Genomic DNA, 21,398 nt, shown 5'->3' with positions numbered 1-21,398 from the left:
CTGCAGAAGTTTTTCACAGTGGACTTTTTTAAAGACGAAGGGCGGAGCGGGCCCGTCGTTCTTGCCCGCGCGGCCGCAAATAAGGCCGAAGTCGGGAGCGCCGCCCGCTCCTCGCACGCGCCGCGCGCTGTAACCTTATTCGCAGCGGTGACGAATAGCGTCCGCAGGTTCCCCGTGAACCTGGAACGCTCGTCCTGCGAGCTGAATTTCAAGGAGATGGAAATGAACGTCAAAACCGTTTCGGGCGCCTCAATGGCCGCCGCGGCGATCGCCCTGGTTCTAAGCGGCGCGGCGCCTGCGCCGGCGCTCGCCAAAAAAATGAGCAAGTCGGTCCATTGCGCCGGAATCAATTCGTGCAAGGGAACCAGCGCCTGCAAGACCGCGAACAACGCCTGCAAGGGCATGAACTCATGCAAGGGTCAGGGGTGGGTGCCCGAAAAATCAGCAGCGGCTTGCGAGGCGAAGGGCGGCAAGGTCGCCGAGATGTAAGCCAAGCGGCGCGGACGGATACGCTTTCTTCGTCCGTTCCGCGCCGTTTTTAAATTTCCGGAGCGTCAGATTAGCGACGATCCGCTTGAAAAGAGGCCATCAGCTCGTCGCGCCTGGTCCAATGCAGGAGCGCCCGGCCGAACAGCGAGGCGATTCCCGTCAGCAGGACGACGGAACCGAACTGCCAGATGCAGACCGACACTGCCGCGTCCTGTCTGAAGGAAAGACGTAGCGCCGCCGCCGCCAAGGCCGTCGATGCGAGCGCCGCAAGTCCAATCGTCACGAATGGCGCGATGGGCGCGCCGCGCTTGACCATCGACAGGATCAACACCGCCGCCGGGATGCTGATGGCGAGAATGGCGGGCAGGCAATAAATGTCCGAATGCGAGAGGAGACCGGACACGCCGAAGGCGTCAACGTCCCTCCAGCATCCAACGACGAGCGCGCCTGCCCAGAGCAAGAAGAACAATCCGGCGGCGAGCCGCTCCCAGATCGGGCGCGCCGGACAGCCGGCGCTGAAGGCGCCCGCTGCGGCGACGACGCTCGTCAGGAACGCCGCAGCCAATTCCGTCGCGAACTGCGGGTCGGCGATCTTGGCGACAAAGTCGGGCCTCACCCCCATGACCGCCACCACGATCGCGACATAACAAAGCGAAACCGCGAACCAAACGAGCGCGCGCCACGCAGGATGCGGGAGCGGGCGTATCGGCGCGCAATTGTCGGTCAGGGTTTCGATCAGGTCTTGGTTCAACATTCGCTAGCCAATCCGCTCCAGGGCCTGCCGCATCGCTTTGATGGCTCTATGGATTCCGACTTTCAGCGCGCCAACGCTCTTCCCCGTGACCTGAGACGCTTCATCCAACGAAAGACCCTGGATCTTGATCAGTTCAATCGCCTGGCGCTGGCTAGCCGGCAGGATCGCCATGGCTCTGCGAAGCGCCTCGCGATCGTCCCTCGTCTCTTGTTCGGATTTCGCGCCGTCGCCGTCAAAGGTTTCAGGCAAAACATCGACGGTCGTTTCGTTGGCGCCGCGTGCGTAACGACTTCGCGCGGCGTCGGCGACGCGCCGCGCCGCGATGGTCATCAGCCAGGGCGTAAACGGACGCCGGCGATCGTAGGTCTGGCGCACGGTGTGAATGGACACCAGGATTTCCTGAACCACGTCTTCCGTGTCGTGCGCGTTCGGCCATTTTCGCACGACGAACCGGAGCAAAACGGGAAAGAGATCGGACAAGAGCTCGCCATACGCGGCATGATCGCCGTCCTGCGCCGACGCCATCAGCGCGCGCCAGCGGCTTTCCCGATCGTTCGACGTATCGCTCAATTCGCTCATGTCCGCTGCGAATCTGCCAGCTCTAATCAATCAAGCGTCCGCGCGCCATCTCACCCTACTCGACTTTTTCGTAGTTTTCGATGAACTCCTTCGGCTGTAACCTTTGACGCCGTCGAGACGAAATTGACCCTTGAGACGGCGAACGGTCGTCTTGAATTGCACGCCGAATACGTCAGATTTCAACCGATCGCCTTTTATGGACGAATCGGACGCAAGCAGAGGGAGATCAGGATGTCAGACAAGAAGCTTTGCGCCGCCTTTGCGATCGCCGGCGCCTTCGCGACGGCTGTCGCTCTGGCGGAAACGGCTCAGGCCGCGAACGACCAGGAAAAGTGCTTCGGCGTCTCCCTGAAGGGCAAGAATGATTGTGCGGCAGGCCCGGGAACCAGTTGCGCGGGAACGTCAAAGACCAATTATCAAGGCGACGCGTGGAAATATGTTCCCAAGGGCACGTGCACGTCTATCGTGACGCCCAAGGGCAAAGGCAGCCTCGAGCCGATTTCGCACTGAGGCCCCGGCATGGGCGCGCATTCCGCCCCCGAACATAGCCGTGAGCGCGCAGCGTCCTCGCTGCCCGCCCGCGCTGGAGTCGGTTTCAAGAGCGTGCATCTCGCCGACATCGAAGCCTCCGCGCACGATCTCGGATTTTTCGAAATCCACGCCGAGAATTACATGGGCGCCGGCGGGACTCCGCACGCGCAGCTGATGCGTTTGCGCAAAGATTCGCCGCTCTCGATCCATGGCGTCGGCCTGTCCGTCGGCGGCGCTGAGCCCCTCGACCGCGCGCATCTTCGGCGCGTGAAGAGTCTTGTCGATCGCTACGAACCGGCCGCGTTCTCCGAACATCTCGCCTGGTCGACGCAAGGCGCGCGCTTTCTCAACGACTTGCTGCCCCTGCCCTATAACGCGACGACGTTGGCGCATGTCGTCGCTCATGTAGACGAAATCCAGGAGGCGCTCGGCAGGCCGATCCTCCTCGAAAACCCAGCAGCCTATCTGCGGTTCCGATCCTCGGAGCATTCGGAGATCGACTTCCTGCACGAGGTCGTGCGCCGCACGGATTGCCGGCTGCTGCTCGACGTGACCAACGTCTATGTCAGCGCAACGAACCTCGCCTATTCGGCGGAGGACTATATCGACGCCTTCCCGATGGCCTACGTCGAAGAGATTCATCTTGCCGGATATGCCGAGGATCTCGACGAGATTGGCGACCCTCTGCTGATCGACGCGCATTGCGCGCCCGTCCCTGATGCGGTTTGGCGCCTATATCATCGCGCGCTGGCGCGACGCGGACCAGTCGCGACGCTGATCGAATGGGACAACGACGTCCCGCCCTGGCCGACCCTCTTGGCGCAAGCGACGCAAGCCGAGGCGTTCCTTGAAACGCGGCGGCGCGCTGTTGAAGATGGCTTAAGATCGAAGGCGCTTCATGACGACCTCGGCTGATTTCGATCAGAGCGCATTTGTCCGCGCGCTGCTCGACCCAGAGCTGCCGCCGCCCAACGAGGTTGAAGCAAGCCACGGCTTTGCGCCAAAGCGACGCTTCGCGGTCTATCGCAACAATGTGTGCGTCGGACTGGTCGACGCGCTGGCGGAGCGCTTTCCAATTTGCCTGCAGTTGGTCGGCGATGAATTTTTCCGCGCCATGGCGCAATGCTATGTGCGCGAACGCCTTCCGCGCACGCCGATGCGTTTCGAGTATGGCGACGCGTTTCCGGCGTTCGTTTCGGAATTTGAACCGGCGCGCGAACTTCCTTACCTTCCGGACGTCGCGCGGCTGGAATATGCCGTCGGCCAAGCCTATCACGCCGCTGACGCCGCGCCGCTGCCATTGGATTTCCTGCGCGCCCTCTCACACGAGCGACTAGACAACGCAACGGCTGTTCTGCATCCCTCAACGCATGTCGTGGCGTCCGCGTATCCAATCGTTTCGATCTGGCGGCGGCACATGTCGGACGACGAGATGACGCCAGTGGTATTGGACCACGGCGAAGAGGCGCTCGTCGTTCGTCCTGAGCTGGCGATCAGCGTGTCGCCGCTTCCTTCCGGCGGATCGGCTTTCGTGGACGCGCTCAGGAACGGAAGAACTTTCGGCGAAGCCATGAATGCGGCGACCGGCGTCGCGGCGGAATTCAAACTGATCGATTGCTTGCGCGAGCTTTTCTTGACTGGAGCCTTCGTGGCCGTCAGCGTCGCGCACTGAACTTAGAAAACGCGTTTTGGCGTGGCCGCGGCGATCATTGATGGAGCTTGAACGCAATGAATTTCATAAGAAAGATCGTGCGCTGGTTGGATGCGATCCCCTACTCTCTGATCGCCCTCTTCCTGCGCATCGTCGCCGCGCATCCGTTCTTCGTCTCCGGTCAGACGAAGATTGAAGGACCGACTCTCGGCCGCGAAATTTTCGGCCTTGATCTATCGTTCCAGATTCCGACAGCCGTGCGCAGCGCGACCTTCGCGCTGTTCGCCGACGAATATAAACTGCCGCTCATTTCGCCGACCGCCGCCGCCTATGTGGCGAGCGGCCTCGAATTCGTCCTGCCGCTGCTGCTTGTCCTTGGGCTTTTGACGCGCTTGTCGGCGTTCATTCTTTTGGTGATGACAATCGTCATCCAGATCTTCGTCTATCCCGATGCATGGTGGACCGTCCACGCCTATTGGGTGGCGATCCTCACCGTGCTGATCGCCCGTGGGCCCGGCGCGATCTCCCTCGACCATCTGCTGTTTCGAGCGTGGTCGCCGAGGCGCGCTTAAGGCGCCTCGACATAGACAACGGATCCAGTCTGCTGAGGCGCAGTATGGGCATGAGCCAAACCGGCGCCGACTCCAAAGAAGATGACCGATCCGATGATGGCTCCGACAAACGCGCTGGTAAATTTCGACATGACGTCCTCCTGTTGTTTTGTGAGGAAAACGCTACCCGTTGCAGAACCGCGCGAATGTGCGCCGTCGCACGCGCCCCTCGTGGAGAGAGGATCGTGTGGCTTCTATGCCTTCCGCAGGAATTGCCTCAGCGGCGGTTGAGCCACACGCCGAGGACCGCTCCGCCGATCGCCCCGGCGATGGCGCACGTGAATGCAACGGAAAGTCCTGCCGCGGCGACGCCCAAACCTGCGGCCAGTGCGGAGCCGATTCCGGCGAAGGCGAGCGGAGCCGTCGCGCCGCTGATGTCGTCAGAGGTCTTTGCGTCCGACATGACGTATGTCTTGACGTCTGTCTTGGCCATCTTCTGTGTCTTGGCCATTGTTCTGATCCTCGCTTGCGCTCAGGCCTTCCGCCTGATCGCGCTCGCAAGGACAGATAGGGCGCCACGCTTCGAAAGGACGAGGCGCGCGAACGCTGAAGCAGCTTAAGGAAGGGGGCTGACGACAACTGCGCGCGTGATGCGACGCCGCGCTCTAGCAAGATATTTCAATCCGACTTAAGGCGCGGCCGTCTCAGGCGCGATACGCGGCTCTTATCACCTGCGGCGTAACGGATAATCTTCGCTGTCGTAAAGCGGCCGAATCTCGCGGCCGAAGAAATGCTGTTCATCCACTTCGAGGGAGCAGCCGGCGAGCGCCTTTGGCGTAAGCTCCTCTACGGCGAAGCGAATAGCTTCGGAGGCGTGCTCGAAGCGCCGAAAATTGAGGGACTTTGAATTCGAATGGGCCGCTTTTGAAAAATAGAGGGCGGCTTCCGCTGTATATTGCTTTGCGTCCATCGAGCCCTCCAAAAAGCTACTGCATGAAGTCTTTCGCGACGAGTTCGAGAGCGGATTCTACGGCGACCCGTTCCTGCCCATCGCGTTCTCTCTTCATCCGGTACTGCAGGCCGGCGCCGGCGTCTGGCAGATGGCGGGAGATGCTGAACGAATCCGTCCCCGTCGCGGCTCCGAATTTTTGGATCACGCGAACCCCGATCGCGAATTTATGCGATGGAGAGGCGGTAAGCCTTTGCGCCGGACGCCGAAAGCTTCGGATCGTGTCGTTGTCATTGGTCATGTGGAGGCGCTCCTCGAGTGATCGTCACGAGCGCATTCAGGCGATGAGCCCGCCATGCGCTCGACTTACCGCCGTCGCTTCGCTTCGGCTTCGCGCGCCTGGAGCTTTTCAACGGTCTGCCAGGACGAATCCTTGACGACCGCCGCACCCCCGTCGCGGGGTTTGTCTTTCTTGGGCTTTTTCGCTTCGCGATTACTGCGTTGTTGGCCTTTAGCCATGTCCGCCCCTCGTATGAATGGGCCGCGCGCTCAACGTCCCCTACTGCGCAATCCTGCGCGGACGCTTGAAGAGTCTCATTCCTTCTAAAGGAACTCGCCGGCCCCGGCGATCGGCCGCGTTGCGGCCGGACCACCAGGGGCCGGGAAGATGATTAAGCTGCGACCTGCAGCTGATCGGCCGAAGACTTTCCGCTACGACGATCGATGGCGATTTCGTAGCTGAGCTTCTGGCCTTCGGCGAGGCCCATCAACCCTGCGCGCTCAACCGCGCTGATGTGGACGAATACGTCCGGGCCGCCGGACTCCGGCTGGATGAAGCCGAAGCCTTTTTGGGCGTTGAACCATTTTACGATACCGGTCTGCATTGACGTGTCCTTTCGAGAACAGCTGTCTGCGCCATGCAAGATTGCGTGGCGCTTGGGGATCGAAGTTCTGGAGAGGAAGTCAGAAGCCGACGCGCCAAGGGAGCGGAAGCAAGATCATTCGGCCGAAACTCGATGTTCAATATTTAGCGCATATGGGCGAAAATACAAGCTGTAACGCAGGAAGAACTGAGCGAAGTTGAGACCTCGGCCGGGCTTCGAGGGAAAAACATTTCGGCCCGGTTTGGGGAGTCAAGAATACATTGGGCTTCACCTTCGAGACGAAATAAGTCCAAATTAAAATTGCTTTCATCGGCCGCAGCGCCCATTTCGTAAACACCCTCCGGCTTTGCGGCAGTGAGCATAAGGCGAAGGAGCAAGGGCGATGAGCGAAAAAGTGATTCTCCCCTTTGCATCATCAGCGTGGTGGGCTGAACATCCCCGCGCCCATCTGGTCGTCGTGCATGCGATTCTGTCGCTCTCCAGCGATGATCGGACCCCAGAGGAGATCTGGCTCTCGCCGACCACAGACGAGTGGCGGATAGTTGCCGAACTTGCCGCGGACTGCTGCGATGACGGGGACTTCGCTCTGACCGGCGATAGGATGGCTTGGCGCATTCTTTCGCGAACATTTCGCGCCGACGCGCCGCCGATCACGATCTGAGCGGCGCGCCAGCGTGGATGCGGGACCTGGCGGACCGCGAAACGCCCTTTGAAGTTTGGCGCATCGACCGCGGGTGTGAATGCAGCGCGTGCCGCCGCAACTACTTGTTGACTAGGAAACGACATTCAGGCAGTTTCCTAGTCAACGGAGCGCCTGTGCCAAACGACAAGCCACCATCGGATCTCCACCACCACCTCGGCTATTGGCTTAGAGCGGTTTCCAACGCTGTATCGCAAAATTTCGCCCGGCGAGTGGAAAAGGAAGGGGTCACCGTAGCGGAATGGGTGTTTCTGAGAACGCTCTACGACGCCAACCGCATTGCGCCGTCAATGCTCGCGGAACGCATGGGCATGACCCGGGGGGCAATCTCGAAGCTCGCAGAGCGCCTCGACGAGAAGGGCCTTGTGGAGCATGAGGCAAATCCGACGGATCGGCGGGCTCAGGTGCTGGCTCTCACGGAAGCCGGCCGGGCGCTGGTCCCAGCGCTGGCGGCGATCGCGGATGCGAACGACGCCGCTTTCTTCAAGATGCTTGCGCCCGATGAGCAGCGCGCATTGAGAGCGCTGCTCATGAAAATCATATCCGAACGCAAACTGACGAAGGCGCCGATCGACTGACGTTGATCGGCGGAAGGACGCTATACACGGACGAGAAGGATGGCGCGATGCAAGCGCAGCGGATCTCTATTGCTCAAAACTGCCTGAATGCGGCCTACGATAAGACGATGGCGTTTCCCGATATCGTCGGAGCGCTGATACAAGCTGGGTTCGAGGGCTATTTCGTCGATTACCGCCGTAACGCCACGACCTATTTCCTGCCGGATGGGGATAGCGTCGTGCTCGAAAACCGCCCGTCGGACGGAGTGATTGCCGCGCAGTTCGACGGGGCGGGAGTTTCGGCTCAGGTCAAATGGGCGCAGACCAATCCGCCTGGCTACTCCTATGCCGCCTTCTGCAAGAATGTGAAGGCCTTGGGATGCGCGGGCTACATCGTGTCCTTCTCGGGCCGCCGCGTACTCTACTTTGGCCGCACCGCTGAAACGCATGTGGAGCACTTCCCGCAGTAGAATTCGAAAGCTTTTCGGGTTGCGGCGGCGTTTCGGTTTCAGTGAGCGGCGCCGATCATGTCCCTCACACGTCCTTTAAAGCCATGTGAAGCTTCCGGATGCAGCGAGCGAATTGAGCTCTGAATCGTCTCAAACTGGGGCGGCGCGCGGCGTCAGCCCGAGCCATCGTGAAACGCCGGGCAGGAAGCGCCGCGCGGTAGCTTCAAAGCCGAGAACAAGGATGAGCGACACGCCGAGGGTAGGCAGAAAAACGCCTATCGCCAAAATCAGCAAGACGAGCGCAGGCGCCAGACGCGGCGGCGTTACGAGCGCCGGCGGGGCGCCCAATGCGCCTTTCGGGCGACGCCGCAGCCACATCAGGATCGACGTCACGACGAGCGTCAGAAAAGATAAAGCCGTGAAAAGGCCGAGCAGCTGATTTACGACGCCGAACAGATGACCCTCATGCGCCGCGATTCCGACGCCGACGACTTTGTCGATGAGCGGCCTTGCCAGAGAAGTCTTCGCGCTTGATCACATCAAAGCTTTTGGGCTCGATATGCAGCGTCTCCTGAAGAGGCCGATTTTGCGACTCTGAACGTTCTACGGCGCCACGGCCGGCGGCGGCGTGGTCACGCCGCTGCACTATCTGATCGGCGCTTCCGGACGGGTCGACGCCATCGTCAACGGCAGACTGAACTTTGAAGAGCCGCGACGTCTCGCCGCCTTCTGCGCCGACTGAAACGGCGCCGTTCGGCCTTGTCGCCAAAATGCATTATCTTGGCGCGAAGATTCGGCTCTGAAGCGCCGAGGAGATCCCATGCGAGAACTTGTCGCGTCGCCCGGCAACCCGATCCCCGAGGGCGCCGCCGTTTACTCCCTGAAGACGCGGGACGGCCGGCGATTGCGCGCCGCCGCATTTCCCTGCAGCGGAAGTGCGCGTGGCACGGTGGCGCTGTTTCAGGGCCACAATGAATTCATCGAAAAATATTTCGAGACGATCGAGGACTTGCGCAGTCGCCGCCTCGACGTGGTGGCGCTCGATTGGCGCGGCCAGGCCGGCTCGGAGCGCGAACTCGCCGACTCGCGCAAGGGCCATATCGACGACTTCTCGCAATATCAGCGCGATCTGGAGGTTTTCATTTCCCAGGTGTTGAGCGACCGGCCGCAGCCCTGGTTCGCCCTGGCCCATTCGATGGGCGCGGCCATCCTGCTGGACGCGGCGCATGCAGGAAAAACGCCGTTCCAGCGCTTCGTGCTGACGGCCCCCATGATTGATCTCGCCAATCTGCGCTTTCCGCGCGCCTCACGCTGGCTCGCCGACACGCTCGACATGGGCGGACTGGGCGGCATGTACATTCCGGGCGGAACCGGCGCCTCCTTTATCGAAAAGCCCTTCAACGGCAATCTCCTGACCACGGATCCGGTTCGCTTTGAACGAAACGCGGCGATCCTCAGGGTGGCGCCGCAGCTCGCCATCGGCGATCCGACGATCGGCTGGGTCAACGCCGCCTTCCGTCTCATGAGGGGCTTCGAATCGCCCGACTATGCCCGAAGAATCCGCGCGACCATCCTGATGTTCGGCTGCGGGCGCGAGATGATCGTCTCCAACGCCGCCATCGAGCGTTTCGCTCAAAATCTCGACAGCGGCGCTCTCGCGATGGTCCCCGGCGCCAAGCATGAACTCATGATGGAGCGCGACGAGTTTCGCAGTCAGTTCTGGCGCGGCTTTGACGCTTTCATTCCGGGCGAAGCGCGCGTTTCCTAGAGCGCGTGCTCGCCGAGCAGCTTCAACGCCTGTTCGTGCAGCGCCGGGTCGCCCGCGGCGACGATGGCGCCGCCCAGCGCCGCCGCGCCGCCGTTCCAATTGGTGACGACGCCCCCCGCGCCCTCGATGATCGGAATCAGCGCGACGATGTCGTAGGGCTGCAAATTCGTCTCGATGACGAGGTCGACATGGCCGGCCGCAAGCGCGCAATAGGCGTAGCAGTCGCCGCCGTAGCGGGAAAGCCGCGCCCCGCGCTCAACGCGGTGAAAATGCTCGCGCAGCGCCGGGTCGATCAGCAGCGGCGATGTCGTCATCAGCGTCGCCTGCGCGAGCTCTGGACAGTGGCGGGTGGCGATCCTACGCGTCTCAAGAACGCCGCGCGCGCCCTCCGGCCCGCGCGCCGGCCCGCGCCAATAGGCGGCCTCGCCGTCGCCGAAGAACCGCTCTCGGGTGAACGGCTGGCTCATCAGGCCATAGCAGGGACGCCCGCGATGCGTGAGGCCGATCAGCGTGCCCCACAGCGGCAGGCCGCAGATGAAACTCTTGGTGCCGTCGATCGGATCGAGCACCCAGACATATTCAGCGTTTTCGCGCAAATGTCCGAATTCTTCGCCATAGACCCCGTGGTCGGGAAAGGTCGCCTCGATCAGCCGCCGCATGGCGAGTTCGGCGCCGCGGTCGGCTTCCGTGACGGGATCGAACGCCCCCCCATGCGCCTTGTCGTCGGCGGCGAGCGCGGTCCTGAAAAAAGGCATGATGGCTTCCGCCGAAACGTCGGCGAGGCGCTCAACGAACTTATCGAAATCAACGGCGGTCATGCCAGCTCCCAGCGGGGCGCATCGAGCGCCCGGCTATTCGGCCGCCGCCCGCCGCTCGCCGCCCAAAATCTCGCTCAAGTCTTCATGGCGCGCCACCACCGCCATGACGTCCGCAAGATCGCGGGCGACGGCGTCGAAGCGCTCGTTCTTCTGGAGCGTAGACTCGTCCATGTAAAGACCACGCGACACTTCGATCTGCAGCGCGTGCCAGCCCCCGGCGGGCTTGCCGTAATGCTCGGTGATAAAACCGCCCGCATAGGGCCGATTGCGCATGACGTGATAGCCGCGTCCGCGCAACCGATCCTCGACAATATCGACGAGTCCGGTGGAGGCGCTGGCGCCGTAGCGGTCGCCGATGACGAAGTCGATGCGCCGCTTGTCGCCCCGCGTCGAAAGCAAAGGGTCGCGCGCGCCGGTCGAAGGCATCGAATGGCAATCAATCAGCACGGCGACGCCGAAATGCGCCGCGGCGCGCTCCATCAGGCCGCGCAAGGCCGCATGGTAGGGCTTGTAGAGGCTGTCGATGCGCCGCAAGCCCTCCTCGAGCGTGAGGCGGCTTGCATAGATCTCGCGCGCGTCGGCGACCACGCGCGGGATCGTGCCCAGTCCCGCTGCGACGCGCAGCGAGCGCGTGTTGGCGAAGGACGGCAAACCGCCTTCGAAGAGCTTTGGGTCGAGTTCGTAAGGTTCGCGATTGAGATCGAGATAGGCGCGGGGAAATCGCGCCCGCAGCAGAGGCGCTCCCAGGGATGACGCCGAGGCGAAGAGATCGTCGACATAGGCGTCTTCCGAACGGCGCAGCGTCGCCGCGTCGAGCGGCGTCGCGGCGAGAAAGCGCGCAGGATAGATCCGCCCCGAATGCGGTGAGGAAAAGACCAGCGGCGAGATGAGCGCATCCGGCTCGATGATGTCGAAGGCGCGTTCAAATTCCGGTTCGCAGCAGGGCGTCGCCGTCAAATTGGTTTCGCGCCACTCGCGCATGCCGTCGTTCATTCGTTTTTCTCATTTCCGCGCCGCGACCGCCGCTGCAGATGAGCGCCGGCGTGACGGATCAGCTCAAAAAGGACGGTGCGTCGCGCTATACTGGGCGCTAAGTTAACGCGGCGCCACCCCGGTTTCACCTGAAATTTACGAAGCTCGGGCGATATGGCTAAAAACCCGCGAGGATGGCGATGAACGATAGACCGACCGCAAGAATTCTGCTTGCGGAAGACGACAACGACATGCGGCGCTTCCTGGTCAAGGCTTTGCAGCAGGCCGGTTTTTCCGTCACGTCATTCGACAACGGGCTTTCTGCCTACGATCAGCTTCGGGTCGAACCCTTCGAACTCCTGCTGACCGACATCGTCATGCCCGAGATGGACGGAATCGAACTCGCCCGCCGGGCGACCGAACTCGATCCCGACATCAAGGTCATGTTCATCACCGGCTTCGCCGCCGTGGCGCTCAACCCCGACAGTCACGCGCCGCGACAGGCGAAAATCCTTTCCAAGCCGTTCCATCTGCGCGATTTGGTCAGCGAGGTGCACAGAATGCTTGCGGCCTGAGCGCTTTAGATCACGCTGCATCCGGCTTTATCGCCCAATGCAGATCACGCGGCGCGCTCTAGGCGCAGGCTTCGCAGATCGCGGCGACATGGCGATCGTCCGTCCCGCAGCATCCGCCCAGGATGCGCAGGCCGGGATATGTCTCGCGCAATCTTCGATATCTGCGGCCGAGATCGACGGGATCGCCGGAGTCGAGCGTCTCCGATTCGTCCAGCTCGGCGTGGCTTTTTGTCGAAGCGTTGGCCTTGACGCCGAGCAGCCGACTTATCCAAGGCGCGTCCGCGGAGAGCGCCTGCTCGAAATGCGTCGGATGGGCGCAGTTGATCATGAAATAGGCAGGCGCTGCGTCGGTTTCGCGATCCACCGTCTCGACCGCGTCGCGCAAGCTCCGCCCGCCGATAAGTTTGCCGTCGGTCTCCACCGTGAAGGAAATTGAGCAGGGCATGGCGAGCGCGCGGGCGGCGCGGGCGATCCCGATCGCCTCCTCGACATAATTCAGCGTGTAGGCCGCGACCATGTCGGCGGCCGTTTGGGCGAAGGAGGCGATCTGCGGCGCGTGATAGTCTTCCGCTTCCACGGCGCTCATGCGCCCTTCGGCGTAGCCGTCGCCGCGCGGCCCGACCACGCCGGCGACGACGATCGGCGTTTGAGCCGTCTGCCAAGACCGCCGAAGCTCGTCGAGAAGCGCAATCGATGCTTCATTGATGCGCTTCAACCCTGCCGCGTCATAGCCAAGCTTCGCGCCCCAGTCGGGATTTGCGCGCCAGGTCGGACTGTCCAGCATCAAGCCGCGTCCGTGGCGCCGCGCGATCGCGAGGTAGCGTTCGTAATAGGCGCGGAGCCGCGCCCGGCCATCCTCACTGTCGAGCAGGACAAACGACGCGAAATGCGGCAACTCGACGCCCTCATGAAAGATAAGCGTCGTCTCCATGCCCCCGTCGCTGACGAAGAGACCCGGCTTCAGCTGCGGCAGATCTGCTCGGTATCTGGTCATTACCTGTATTCCTCGCTTGTGGCGCCCGGCCGCGAGGGGCCAACTTGCCCATTTGCCCGCAGTGCGTTATCAGCGCCAGCAAATTCGCTTGTTTCGAACGGCCGACCCCGCGCCGCCGCGGCGTGGGTCTTCAGTCGTTTCCATCGCAAAAAGGATGCATCGTTATGAAGAAGGACATCCACCCCGGATATCACATGATCAAGGTCGTGATGACCGACGGCACGGAATTTACGACCCGTTCCACCTGGGGTAAGGCGGGGGACACGATGCAGCTCGACATCGACCCGAAGACGCACCCGGCCTGGACGGGCGGATCGACGCAACTGCTCGACCGCGGCGGACGCTTGTCGCGCTTCAACTCCCGCTTCGGAAATCTCTCTTTCGGCAAGAAATAAAAAGAAGGCGGCGGGAGAACCGCCGCCTCAGTTGCTCGCCTGAAGGATTTTACTGGGCGAAAGCGGCCCGCAGTCTCGCGATCTGCGCTTCGACCGGACTGGACGTTGGCGCCGGCGCGGCGAGCGCTGGCTCGAGCGCATGGATCAGCCGGTCAAGGTGGATAATCCGCGCCTGCAGGCGCAGCGACTGCAGCGACAGCTCGCGCAGGCGGAGCGGCAGGCGCTGGAAGAGGTCGGGGGCCGAGGCGAGCTCCTGCTCACGAAGCTTGACGCGGTGCCGGTTGCTCGCCGCCTGATGGCGCGTCAGCTCTCCCTGATTCACCGCGCGCTGCAGCAACAGCCAGGACGCAATCTGCATCAGCCTTGTCGTCAACCGCATGCTTTCAGCCGCATAGGCGAGAGCTTCGGTCCGCGGCAGCGCCTTCGCGTCGAAACGTCCGTCGCCGTCGAGATAGGCGGCCGCCTCCTCCACGAGGCTCATTCCCTCGCGAAATAGAGCGCAAAAGCCCTCGGACCCCGCCAGTCTCTCGATGAAAGAGACCGGCTGCTTCTCCCCTACGCTGCCTTTGACTCGAGCCATACGAACGTTCACGCAAATTGGACGCGGTTGCGTCTCCGATGGCTTGAACTGTATCGCAGAGGACCGAGGGGCGCGCGCTTAGCCTTTCCTTAACCTTAACGGGCCGGCGCGGGCGCCGGACGCAAAAAGAGAGCCGCGACGGCGGCTCTCAAGGCTTCTTGACAGGGAGGCATCAAGGACGAGTGGAGAAGAAGCCACTCGGACGTCCCACTGAAGGGACGCTTTCAGGCTGCATGATAATCCTTAATTTAAGGTTAACGCGCCAAACTGCTCCTGTGTCGAGCGTTTTTGGCCGATGGAGGCGAAGCGGGCGGCAAAAGAGCTTCCCTTGCGGGGGCCGGTTAGCGCCGCTCGCCAGCATCGGCGACAAAAAGAAACGCCGACCCAATTACCGGACAACGCGCCAGTTCAACCCAACGTTCTGTCAATCAAGCCGAAAAAGGGACTGGCTCCAGGGCGAAAACTGGCGCATTTGAACAAGCCTCCGCGCGCGTCCTCGGGCGCTCGCCGCGCTCGAAAAGCGTTGAACCTCCCACAACCCTCCCCCTAGGCTCTCCTTAAATGATTCGCTCCGCCTTGATGAATGTGATGACCGCCGCCGCGCTGAAAGCTGGACGTGGCCTTAAACGCGATTTCGGGGAGGTGGAGAACCTCCAAGTATCGGTGAAGGGTCCGGGCGATTTCGTTAGCGCGGCCGACAAACGCGCCGAGAAGACTCTCTTCGACGAGCTGTCGAAGGCGCGCCCGGGCTATGGCTTCATTCTGGAGGAAGGCGGCGTCGTAGAAGGCGCCGACAAGAGCCATCGCTGGATTATCGACCCGCTCGACGGCACCTCGAATTTCCTCCATGGCGTTCCGGTCTTCGCCATCTCTATCGGCCTGGAGCGCGAGGACCGTCTCGTCGCCGGCCTCGTCTATAATCCCGCCACCGACGACATGTTCGTCGCTGAGCTGGGCCAAGGCGCCTATTTCAACAATCGCCGCATGCGCGTCGCGGCACGGCGGTCGCTCGGCGAGTCCATGGTGGCCTGCGGAATACCGCCGCTGGCGCGGGTCCGCGATCATGAATCCTTCAAGCGCGAGCTTGCAGCCGGCATGGGAAAGATCGCCAATATTCGCCGCTTGGGCGCCGCCGCGCTCGATCTCGCGATGGTCGCCTGCGGGCGTTTCGACGGCTATTGGGAGCGCGGCATCAGCTCCTGGGATGTGGCGGCGGGAATCGTTCTCGTGCGCGAAGCCGGCGGCTTCGTCAGCGACTTTTCAGGCGGCCCGGACATGCTTGGCAAGGGCGAGATCTGCGCAGGCAATGAGGCGATTCACCGCCAGCTGCTCGATCTGATGAGGAAGGCGTGAACGCCCCGACCGCACAGGCGTCGTTGAATCTGCGTTCGCGCGTCGACGACGACTGGCCCTTCATTCTCGACGTCTGGGTCGCTTCCTGGCAGGCCACCTACCCCGAAATCGACTTCGAGGCGCGCCGCGACTGGCTCCTACGCCGTATTGGGGAGTTGGAGGCGACCGGATCTGTGACGCTCTGCCTGTTTGACGCCCAGTCGACGCTTGCAGGCTTCGTCGTGATCAACCCGGCGGACGGCTGGCTCGATCAGATTTGCGTCGCTCCGGATCGATTCGGCGCAGGCCTCGGCGCGTCGCTGTTGTCGGCGGCGCGAAACGTCTCGCCAAGGCTTATCCGGCTGGACGTCAATGCGGACAACGCTCGCGCCATCCATTTTTACGAACGCGACGGATTTTCCCGCGTCGGGCGCGGCGCGAACACATTGTCCGGTCGCGAAACGGTCATGATGGAATGGCGGCCGCAGGGAGAATAACAATTCCTCGCCTGCCGGGTTTTCATCGGGCGTTCGCTCCTATAATATTATTCGCGCATTCGAGTTTCGGCCGAACGATCTTGCTCTCTCGTCTCAAGACGCGCGGCGCCTGACCTTTCCCAAGCTTCGATTGACTGAGAAGAACGCAGCGATCCGCAGCGTTCCCGCTATTTTGAAAGGAAAAGCCATGCCGACAGGCGCCGTAAAGTGGTTCAATGCACAAAAGGGCTTCGGATTCATTCAGCCGGACGCCGGCGGCCAGGACGTCTTCGTTCATATCAGCGCCGTCGAGCGTGCAGGCCTGGACAGCCTCGCCGAAGGCCAGAAGGTTTCCTACGAACTTGTCGTGGACAAGCGTAGCGGCAGGTCGTCCGCCGATAAGCTGCAGTTGCAGGACTAGACGTCGCCGTCTTGGCGCTGCTCGCCCAGATGTGCGATGCGGATCATGTTTGTCGCGCCCGGCGTGCCGAAAGGCATGCCGGCGACGATGATGACCCGGTCGCCAGGGCCGCCGAACCCCTCGCTCTCCGAATATTCGCAGGCGCGGCCCACCATATCTTCAATGTCGACCGCGTCGCGCGTCTCCAGCGCGTGCACGCCCCAGACAAGCGCCAGGCGACGCGCCGTGTCGCGCTTCGGCGTCAGCGCGAGGATCGGCGACTGCGGCCGTTCCCGGGCGATGCGCAGCGCCGTCGTTCCGGATGACGTCCAGGCGATGATCGCCTTCGAATGAAGCGTTTGCGCCACGTCGCGGGCGGCGACGGCGATGGCGTCGGCTGAGGTCGGATTGGGCAATTCCCCGCGCTGCGCATTGATGATCGAGCGGTAGATCGCGTCCGTCTCGACCTCTTCCGCGATTCGGCTCATCGTGGCGACGGCTTCGTGCGGATATTGCCCCGCTGCGCTTTCGGCGGAGAGCATGACGGCGTCCGCGCCTTCAAAGACGGCGGTGGCCACGTCAGACACTTCGGCGCGCGTCGGCAAGGGCGACAGGATCATCGACTCGAGCATCTGCGTCGCGATGACGACCGGTTTGCCCAGTCGTCGCGCCGAACGGTTGATGCGTTTTTGAAGTCCAGGGACCCGCTCGAGCGGCACTTCGACGCCAAGGTCGCCGCGCGCCACCATCAGCGCGTCGGAAACCTCGATCACCTCCTCGAGACGCGAAATCGCTTGAGGCTTCTCGATCTTCGCCATGACCATCACCCGGCCTTGCGTGATCTGCTTCACTTCAAGGACGTCTTCGGGACGCTGGACGAAGGAGATCGCAACCCAGTCGACGCGCTCTTTGAGCGCGGCGTCGAGATCAGCGCGATCCTTGTTGGTCATCGAGGTGATCGGAATTTCGGTGTCGGGCAGGCTGACGCCCTTGCGGTTCGAGAGGCGCCCGGCGACGTCGACGACGGCGTGCGCCCGCTCCGGAGACGTTTCCACGACATGCAGCCGCACCCGGCCATCGTCGATGAGAATCGAATCATTGACCTTGAGCGCCGCTAAAATCTCGGGATGCGGCAAGCGCACGCGCGTGGCGTCGCCGGGTTTGGGATCGCTGTCGAAGACGAAGACGTCGCCCTTGCGCAGATGCACCGAGCCTTCCTCGAAGGCGCCGATGCGCAGCTTCGGGCCCTGGAGATCGACGAGCACAGCGATCGCGCGCGAGATATCGTTCTCAATTTCGCGGATGATCCGAACATAGCTGGCGAGGCCGGCATGATCCGTGTGGCTCATGTTGATGCGGAAGACGTCGGCGCCGGCGCGCACGAGCCCCGCGATGACCGCTTTGTCGACCGTCGCCGGACCAAGCGTTGCGATAATTTTGACGCGCCGCGACCTTCTCATGATGAAGCCGTTCCTGAATGAGTCATTATTGCGCGGGCGCGGCGTTGGGGTCCGTGAGCTGAACCGTCCAGCTCTTCGCGTCCCGTCCCGTGTCGATTTCGAAGAATCCGGTTCGATCAAAACCGCGCGCGAAACAGTCCTCTCGGCCGTCGATGCGGAATTCCCGATCACGCGTGCACATGAACGCTTTGCCCTTCCATTCGCCGCCGCGCTCGTCCATTGCGTAGACATAGTAATATTGGGCGGCGAGCGGACCGCGCAGAAGCGTCTCGCAAACGCTCGGCCGAAGGTTCCACCAACCCTCCGACAACCAGTTGCGCCCGTCGGTATAAGCGATGGCGACGCTGATGCGCGCGCTCGTGTTGTTGCACAGACGAAAATCCGCTCGGGCCGGCCCGGCGGCGCAAAACGTTAGAGCGGCAACAAGAACGGCGCGTCGAATCATATCTTTAGCGATGCCTGAAGGGGGCTGAAGATAACTCGCTGACGCGCGCGAAAGCGGCGCAGCGGGCGGTCCTGCAAACCATGCTTGCGAGTCTTTGTCCACCCCGCGAGCTCGGAGTCTCGCCGCGCCGCCTGTCCTACGACGCTCCCTGCCCTGCAGTCCGCCGGAACAAAGCAATCGGGCTATTGTTTAGGACCCGTACGCGCTTGCGTCGTCGGGAGGCAGGAAAATGGAAAAGTCTGAAGTCATCACCACGTTGAATGAGCTTGCCGAAATCAGTCGCGACGGCGAGCAAGGGTTTTTGGCCGCGGCTGAAGACGTCGAAAATCCCACTCTAAAGACTGTGTTTCGAACGGCGGCCGCGCGCTGCGCTGAAGGCGCCAAGGAGCTCGAATCGAAGATCGTCAGCTTGGGCGGCGAGCCCTCGAAAAGCGGCTCCATGACCGGCGCGATGCACCGGGCTTGGACAAATCTGAAGGCCGCCCTGACAAGCCGCTCGGAACAGGCGGTGCTGGAGGAGGTCGAGCGCGGCGAAGACGCCGCCAAGGACGCCTATCAGCAGGCCATCGCGCAGCCTCTGCCTCCGGAGATCAGGTCGATGGTCCAGCGCCAGTATCAGGGCGTGAAGGAAAACCACGACCGCGTACGCAGCCTGCGCGACGCCGCGTAACGATCGTTCTTGGAAGTAAGTGACGCGGGCGCGTCACTTACTTTCTTGTAGCGCCCGCGCGGCGCGGAGCGCGAAATAGGTCAGAACGCCTGAGGCGCCGGCCCGCTTAAAGGCGAGCAGACTTTCGAGCATGGCGCGTTCGCCATCGATCCAGCCGTTTTGCGCTGCCGCGGTAATCATCGCGTATTCGCCCGACACCTGATAGGCGAATGTAGGCGCGCGGTAGACGTCGACGACGCGTCGCACGATGTCGAGATACGGCATTCCAGGCTTCACCATCACCATATCGGCGCCCTGCTCAAGGTCGAGACCCACTTCGCGCAGCGCTTCGTCCGAATTGGCGGGGTCCATCTGATAGGTCCGCTTGTCCCCTCGCAGCGTCTTGCTCGTGCCGATCGCGTCGCGGAACGGCCCGTAAAACGCCGACGCATATTTCGCGGCGTAGCTCATGATCTGAACATTCTCGAAACCCTCGGCGTCGAGCGCGTTGCGGATCGCTTCCACGCGTCCGTCCATCATGTCCGAGGGCGCGATGATGTCCGCGCCTGCGCGCGCCTGGGTGACCGCCTGCCGCGCCAGCACGGCGACGGTCGCGTCGTTGACAATCTCGTCGCCGACGAGAAGGCCGTCATGCCCGTGGCTCGTGTAAGGATCGAGAGCGACGTCGGTAATGATGCCGATGCCGGGTACGGCGGCCTTGATCGCTTGGCAGGCGCGGCAGACGAGATTCTCGGGATCGAGCGCCGCGCTCGCGATCTCGTCGCGCAAGTCCGGATCTGTATAGGGGAAGAGCGCAACAGCGGGCACGCCGAGCGCAGCCGCCTGTGCGACGGCTTCAACCGCCGCGTCGACCGAATACCGGAACACGCCCGGCATCGAGGATACGGGCTCGCGTCGATCCGAACCGTCGATCAAGAAGAGGGGCCAGATGAGGTCCGAGACCTCAAGCGCGTTTTCCCTGACGAGACGACGCGCCCATTCGCTCTTCCGATTCCGACGAGGGCGCTGTAGCAGGCTCAGCCGCGCTGCTGCTTCGACGGGCTTTCGTGCATCGTTCATGGCGCCTCCGCTCTCTGGGCTCGCTGACATACGCCCTTCCCCGGTCATCGCTGTCATCCGCTTTCGAGGGGAACGGACTTCAGGCTATAGAGGATGGACGGCCATTGTGCTTGCGCGAGGAAAAAACATTGAAAATCGGCTCGCGCAACTCTTCTCTGAGCCGCTTGGCGCGCGCTTTGGCGATCGCCGCCGGCGCGCTTCTCGCTGCGAGCGCATCACTTGCACAGATCAAGCCGGCGACGCCAACGCCGCCGACTCGAGCGCGCTCCGGCCCGGCGCAGCAAAAGCAAAGACCTCCCGCGCCTCAACAGGACGTGGGGCGACCGGCGGCGGGCCAGCCCCGCGCAACGCGACCTCAGAGTGTTGTACCGCTAACGCCGAGCGCGAAGCCCGCTCCGCAAACTCCGCGGCCGCCGGGCGTCGATGCGCTTTCGCCGCCGCAAGCGCCGCCTGCGGTCGATACAAGCCAGCCCCCGCCGACTCTTCCCCGCGCGCCGCGCGAGAAGATGCGGGCCTGCGCCGAGGAATGGGACAAGATGAAGCGCGAGTCGAAAGACGGTTTGCCGATGTGGCGTGATTTCGCGACGCAATGCCTGACGCGCTAGGCGCCTCTAACGGCTGACACGCGCCGGACGCGTCGCGCGCGCCGAAAATGCAGTGAGCTTTGAATGCTATCGCCCGGGATGCGTCTCACTGGACGCGCGCCCCCGGGCGATGAGTGCGTGAAGCGCTGCCGCAGTGACGCGAAAGAACGATCGCGCATGCGAGGCGCTTCGGCTTACGCGGTCACTGGCGCAGCTGGCGGGGTTGGCGTTTTCGCCTTGCGCGGCGTGCGCTTCTTCGCGGTAGCCTTGCGCGTGCTCTTCTTGGCGCTGGCCTTCTTCACAGCGCCGCGCTTTTTCGTCGCCACCTTGCGGACGCCCTTGCGGGCCGTCTTTTTCGCAGCGGTTTTTCGCGTAGCCTTGCGGGCGCCCTTCTTGGCCGTCGACTTCTTCGTCGCAGCCTTCCTTGCGGTTTTACGCGCACCTTTCTTCGCCGCAGCCTTCTTGGCCGGCTTACGCTTCATTGTAGCTCTCGCCATAATAAGTCCCCTTGATCCGAATTGCCGGAACTATGGTCCACCGACAATACGCGCAAATAGCGTAACGCGGTTAAGCAGTCGTTCAAGTGCTGCGCGGGCAGAAGTGATCAACGCAACGCATGACGAGGCATGTTGAGCGCTGTCGCGAGACAAGCAAAATGATCGCGACGCTGCTTTGCAAACGCTTCGGCGAGACTATCGCGACAGGTTTGCGCCACGCGTTTTATTAACGACGATCCGCGCGCGGATTCGGTTCGCGACATCCGCTCCGAGAAGGCC

At 62.5% G+C, this 21,398-nt stretch carries 31 protein-coding genes; 16 read left to right on the top strand and 15 right to left on the bottom strand.

Annotated features, from left to right (window positions below; translation table 11 throughout):
* The first annotated feature begins 222 nt into the window (after positions 1 to 222).
* Positions 223 to 489, top strand: a complete 267-nt coding sequence (locus tag IYY11_RS09055; protein ID WP_196403561.1) for a hypothetical protein — start codon at positions 223 to 225, stop codon at positions 487 to 489.
* A 70-nt stretch (positions 490 to 559) separates the two neighbouring features.
* Here the strand turns inward: IYY11_RS09055 and IYY11_RS09050 are convergent, their stop codons facing one another.
* Entirely contained in the window at positions 560 to 1,243 is a 684-nt protein-coding gene (locus IYY11_RS09050) for an NrsF family protein (RefSeq protein WP_196403560.1), read from the bottom strand.
* 3 nt (positions 1,244 to 1,246) lie between these two features.
* Positions 1,247 to 1,822 (bottom strand): RNA polymerase sigma factor, encoded by a 576-nt coding sequence (locus IYY11_RS09045; RefSeq protein ID WP_196403559.1) that lies wholly within the window; start codon positions 1,820 to 1,822, stop codon positions 1,247 to 1,249.
* A gap of 231 nt (positions 1,823 to 2,053) precedes the next feature.
* Between IYY11_RS09045 and IYY11_RS09040 the strand changes: the two genes are divergently transcribed.
* The 4 genes from IYY11_RS09040 to IYY11_RS09025 are packed head-to-tail and all read left to right on the top strand — an operon-like array spanning position 2,054 to position 4,576.
* Positions 2,054 to 2,332: a DUF2282 domain-containing protein gene (locus IYY11_RS09040; RefSeq protein ID WP_124738062.1), complete on the top strand. Its 279-nt coding sequence runs from the start codon at positions 2,054 to 2,056 to the stop codon at positions 2,330 to 2,332.
* Between the two features lie 9 nt (positions 2,333 to 2,341).
* Entirely contained in the window at positions 2,342 to 3,268 is a 927-nt protein-coding gene (locus IYY11_RS09035) for a DUF692 domain-containing protein (RefSeq protein WP_196403558.1), read from the top strand.
* Positions 3,252 to 4,025: a DUF2063 domain-containing protein gene (locus IYY11_RS09030; RefSeq protein ID WP_196403557.1), complete on the top strand. Its 774-nt coding sequence runs from the start codon at positions 3,252 to 3,254 to the stop codon at positions 4,023 to 4,025. The genes IYY11_RS09035 and IYY11_RS09030 overlap by 17 nt, the downstream gene beginning before the upstream one ends.
* A gap of 56 nt (positions 4,026 to 4,081) precedes the next feature.
* Entirely contained in the window at positions 4,082 to 4,576 is a 495-nt protein-coding gene (locus IYY11_RS09025) for a DoxX family protein (protein ID WP_196403556.1), read from the top strand.
* A 256-nt stretch (positions 4,577 to 4,832) separates the two neighbouring features.
* On the opposite strand, the gene IYY11_RS09020 is transcribed toward IYY11_RS09025, so the two are convergent.
* From IYY11_RS09020 to IYY11_RS09005, 4 genes are all read right to left on the bottom strand, one after another.
* A complete protein-coding gene (locus IYY11_RS09020) occupies positions 4,833 to 5,066 on the bottom strand; it encodes a hypothetical protein (protein WP_196403555.1) in 234 nt (77 codons plus the stop codon).
* 216 nt (positions 5,067 to 5,282) lie between these two features.
* The gene (locus IYY11_RS09015; RefSeq protein ID WP_196403554.1) at positions 5,283 to 5,525 is read right to left on the bottom strand and encodes a hypothetical protein; all 243 of its coding nucleotides are present in this window, start codon (positions 5,523 to 5,525) and stop codon (positions 5,283 to 5,285) included.
* Between the two features lie 16 nt (positions 5,526 to 5,541).
* Complete coding sequence (locus IYY11_RS09010) at positions 5,542 to 5,805, bottom strand: hypothetical protein (RefSeq protein ID WP_196403553.1); 264 nt, start codon at positions 5,803 to 5,805, stop codon at positions 5,542 to 5,544.
* Between the two features lie 370 nt (positions 5,806 to 6,175).
* Positions 6,176 to 6,388, bottom strand: coding sequence for a cold-shock protein (locus IYY11_RS09005; protein WP_018408066.1), 213 nt, complete (start codon positions 6,386 to 6,388; stop codon positions 6,176 to 6,178).
* 382 nt (positions 6,389 to 6,770) lie between these two features.
* Between IYY11_RS09005 and IYY11_RS09000 the strand changes: the two genes are divergently transcribed.
* The 3 genes from IYY11_RS09000 to IYY11_RS08990 all read left to right on the top strand — a co-directional run bounded on the left by IYY11_RS09000 (position 6,771) and on the right by IYY11_RS08990 (position 8,115).
* A complete protein-coding gene (locus IYY11_RS09000; protein WP_196403552.1) occupies positions 6,771 to 7,049 on the top strand; it encodes a hypothetical protein in 279 nt (92 codons plus the stop codon).
* Between the two features lie 155 nt (positions 7,050 to 7,204).
* Positions 7,205 to 7,666, top strand: coding sequence for a MarR family winged helix-turn-helix transcriptional regulator (locus IYY11_RS08995; RefSeq protein WP_196403551.1), 462 nt, complete (start codon positions 7,205 to 7,207; stop codon positions 7,664 to 7,666).
* Between the two features lie 47 nt (positions 7,667 to 7,713).
* Positions 7,714 to 8,115 carry a DUF1398 domain-containing protein gene (locus IYY11_RS08990; RefSeq protein WP_196403550.1) on the top strand — a complete coding sequence of 134 codons (402 nt, stop codon included), beginning with the start codon at positions 7,714 to 7,716 and terminating at the stop codon, positions 8,113 to 8,115.
* 129 nt (positions 8,116 to 8,244) lie between these two features.
* On the opposite strand, the gene IYY11_RS22980 is transcribed toward IYY11_RS08990, so the two are convergent.
* Positions 8,245 to 8,487, bottom strand: a complete 243-nt coding sequence (locus IYY11_RS22980; protein ID WP_312029716.1) for a hypothetical protein — start codon at positions 8,485 to 8,487, stop codon at positions 8,245 to 8,247.
* Between the two features lie 427 nt (positions 8,488 to 8,914).
* Here IYY11_RS22980 and IYY11_RS08980 point away from each other — a divergent pair, with 427 nt between their 5' ends.
* The gene (locus tag IYY11_RS08980; protein ID WP_196403549.1) at positions 8,915 to 9,862 is read left to right on the top strand and encodes an alpha/beta fold hydrolase; all 948 of its coding nucleotides are present in this window, start codon (positions 8,915 to 8,917) and stop codon (positions 9,860 to 9,862) included.
* Here IYY11_RS08980 and hisN read toward each other — a convergent pair.
* Together hisN and IYY11_RS08970 are read right to left on the bottom strand one after the other, a co-directional pair.
* A complete protein-coding gene (gene hisN / locus IYY11_RS08975) occupies positions 9,859 to 10,680 on the bottom strand; it encodes a histidinol-phosphatase (RefSeq protein ID WP_196403548.1) in 822 nt (273 codons plus the stop codon). The genes IYY11_RS08980 and hisN overlap by 4 nt on opposite strands.
* Positions 10,681 to 10,713: 33 nt before the next feature.
* Positions 10,714 to 11,673: an N-formylglutamate amidohydrolase gene (locus IYY11_RS08970; protein WP_196403547.1), complete on the bottom strand. Its 960-nt coding sequence runs from the start codon at positions 11,671 to 11,673 to the stop codon at positions 10,714 to 10,716.
* A gap of 179 nt (positions 11,674 to 11,852) precedes the next feature.
* Here IYY11_RS08970 and cpdR point away from each other — a divergent pair, with 179 nt between their 5' ends.
* Positions 11,853 to 12,227 (top strand): cell cycle two-component system response regulator CpdR, encoded by a 375-nt coding sequence (gene cpdR / locus IYY11_RS08965; RefSeq protein ID WP_196403546.1) that lies wholly within the window; start codon positions 11,853 to 11,855, stop codon positions 12,225 to 12,227.
* 58 nt (positions 12,228 to 12,285) lie between these two features.
* On the opposite strand, the gene IYY11_RS08960 is transcribed toward cpdR, so the two are convergent.
* Entirely contained in the window at positions 12,286 to 13,221 is a 936-nt protein-coding gene (locus IYY11_RS08960) for a homocysteine S-methyltransferase family protein (RefSeq protein WP_196403545.1), read from the bottom strand.
* 164 nt (positions 13,222 to 13,385) lie between these two features.
* Between IYY11_RS08960 and rpmE the strand changes: the two genes are divergently transcribed.
* Positions 13,386 to 13,616: a 50S ribosomal protein L31 gene (gene rpmE, locus IYY11_RS08955; RefSeq protein ID WP_018408626.1), complete on the top strand. Its 231-nt coding sequence runs from the start codon at positions 13,386 to 13,388 to the stop codon at positions 13,614 to 13,616.
* 49 nt (positions 13,617 to 13,665) lie between these two features.
* On the opposite strand, the gene IYY11_RS08950 is transcribed toward rpmE, so the two are convergent.
* Entirely contained in the window at positions 13,666 to 14,196 is a 531-nt protein-coding gene (locus IYY11_RS08950; RefSeq protein WP_196403544.1) for a DUF1465 family protein, read from the bottom strand.
* A gap of 561 nt (positions 14,197 to 14,757) precedes the next feature.
* Between IYY11_RS08950 and IYY11_RS08945 the strand changes: the two genes are divergently transcribed.
* The 3 genes from IYY11_RS08945 (at position 14,758) to IYY11_RS08935 (ending at position 16,425) form a co-directional block, all read left to right on the top strand.
* Entirely contained in the window at positions 14,758 to 15,549 is a 792-nt protein-coding gene (locus IYY11_RS08945) for an inositol monophosphatase family protein (protein ID WP_196403543.1), read from the top strand.
* On the top strand, positions 15,546 to 16,025 hold the full coding sequence (locus tag IYY11_RS08940; protein WP_196403542.1) for an N-acetyltransferase: 480 nt from the start codon (positions 15,546 to 15,548) through the stop codon (positions 16,023 to 16,025). Before IYY11_RS08945 ends, IYY11_RS08940 begins: the two co-directional genes overlap by 4 nt.
* Before the next feature lie 187 nt (positions 16,026 to 16,212).
* On the top strand, positions 16,213 to 16,425 hold the full coding sequence (locus IYY11_RS08935; protein ID WP_014893040.1) for a cold-shock protein: 213 nt from the start codon (positions 16,213 to 16,215) through the stop codon (positions 16,423 to 16,425).
* On the opposite strand, the gene pyk is transcribed toward IYY11_RS08935, so the two are convergent.
* Positions 16,422 to 17,864, bottom strand: coding sequence for a pyruvate kinase (gene pyk / locus IYY11_RS08930; RefSeq protein ID WP_196392395.1), 1,443 nt, complete (start codon positions 17,862 to 17,864; stop codon positions 16,422 to 16,424). The two genes, IYY11_RS08935 and pyk, sit on opposite strands and share 4 nt — an antisense overlap.
* Before the next feature lie 25 nt (positions 17,865 to 17,889).
* Positions 17,890 to 18,309, bottom strand: a complete 420-nt coding sequence (locus tag IYY11_RS08925; protein WP_196403541.1) for a DUF1036 domain-containing protein — start codon at positions 18,307 to 18,309, stop codon at positions 17,890 to 17,892.
* A 229-nt stretch (positions 18,310 to 18,538) separates the two neighbouring features.
* Between IYY11_RS08925 and IYY11_RS08920 the strand changes: the two genes are divergently transcribed.
* Complete coding sequence (locus IYY11_RS08920; RefSeq protein ID WP_196392393.1) at positions 18,539 to 18,979, top strand: PA2169 family four-helix-bundle protein; 441 nt, start codon at positions 18,539 to 18,541, stop codon at positions 18,977 to 18,979.
* A gap of 33 nt (positions 18,980 to 19,012) precedes the next feature.
* Here IYY11_RS08920 and hemB read toward each other — a convergent pair whose 3' ends face one another.
* A complete protein-coding gene (gene hemB, locus IYY11_RS08915) occupies positions 19,013 to 20,038 on the bottom strand; it encodes a porphobilinogen synthase (RefSeq protein ID WP_196403540.1) in 1,026 nt (341 codons plus the stop codon).
* Positions 20,039 to 20,166: 128 nt separating this feature from the next.
* On the opposite strand from hemB, the gene IYY11_RS22410 reads away from it, so the two are divergent.
* The gene (locus IYY11_RS22410) at positions 20,167 to 20,643 is read left to right on the top strand and encodes a hypothetical protein (protein ID WP_210331282.1); all 477 of its coding nucleotides are present in this window, start codon (positions 20,167 to 20,169) and stop codon (positions 20,641 to 20,643) included.
* 173 nt (positions 20,644 to 20,816) lie between these two features.
* Here IYY11_RS22410 and IYY11_RS08910 read toward each other — a convergent pair whose 3' ends face one another.
* Positions 20,817 to 21,104 carry a histone gene (locus tag IYY11_RS08910; protein WP_196403539.1) on the bottom strand — a complete coding sequence of 96 codons (288 nt, stop codon included), beginning with the start codon at positions 21,102 to 21,104 and terminating at the stop codon, positions 20,817 to 20,819.
* Between the last annotated feature and the right edge of the window lie 294 nt (positions 21,105 to 21,398).

Origin of the sequence: Methylocystis sp. H62 (assembly GCF_015709515.1) — a bacterium.
Lineage (GTDB): Bacteria > Pseudomonadota > Alphaproteobacteria > Rhizobiales > Beijerinckiaceae > Methylocystis.
Note: the sequence above shows the minus strand (reverse complement) of the source record. Positions and strands in the feature narration are given on the sequence as shown.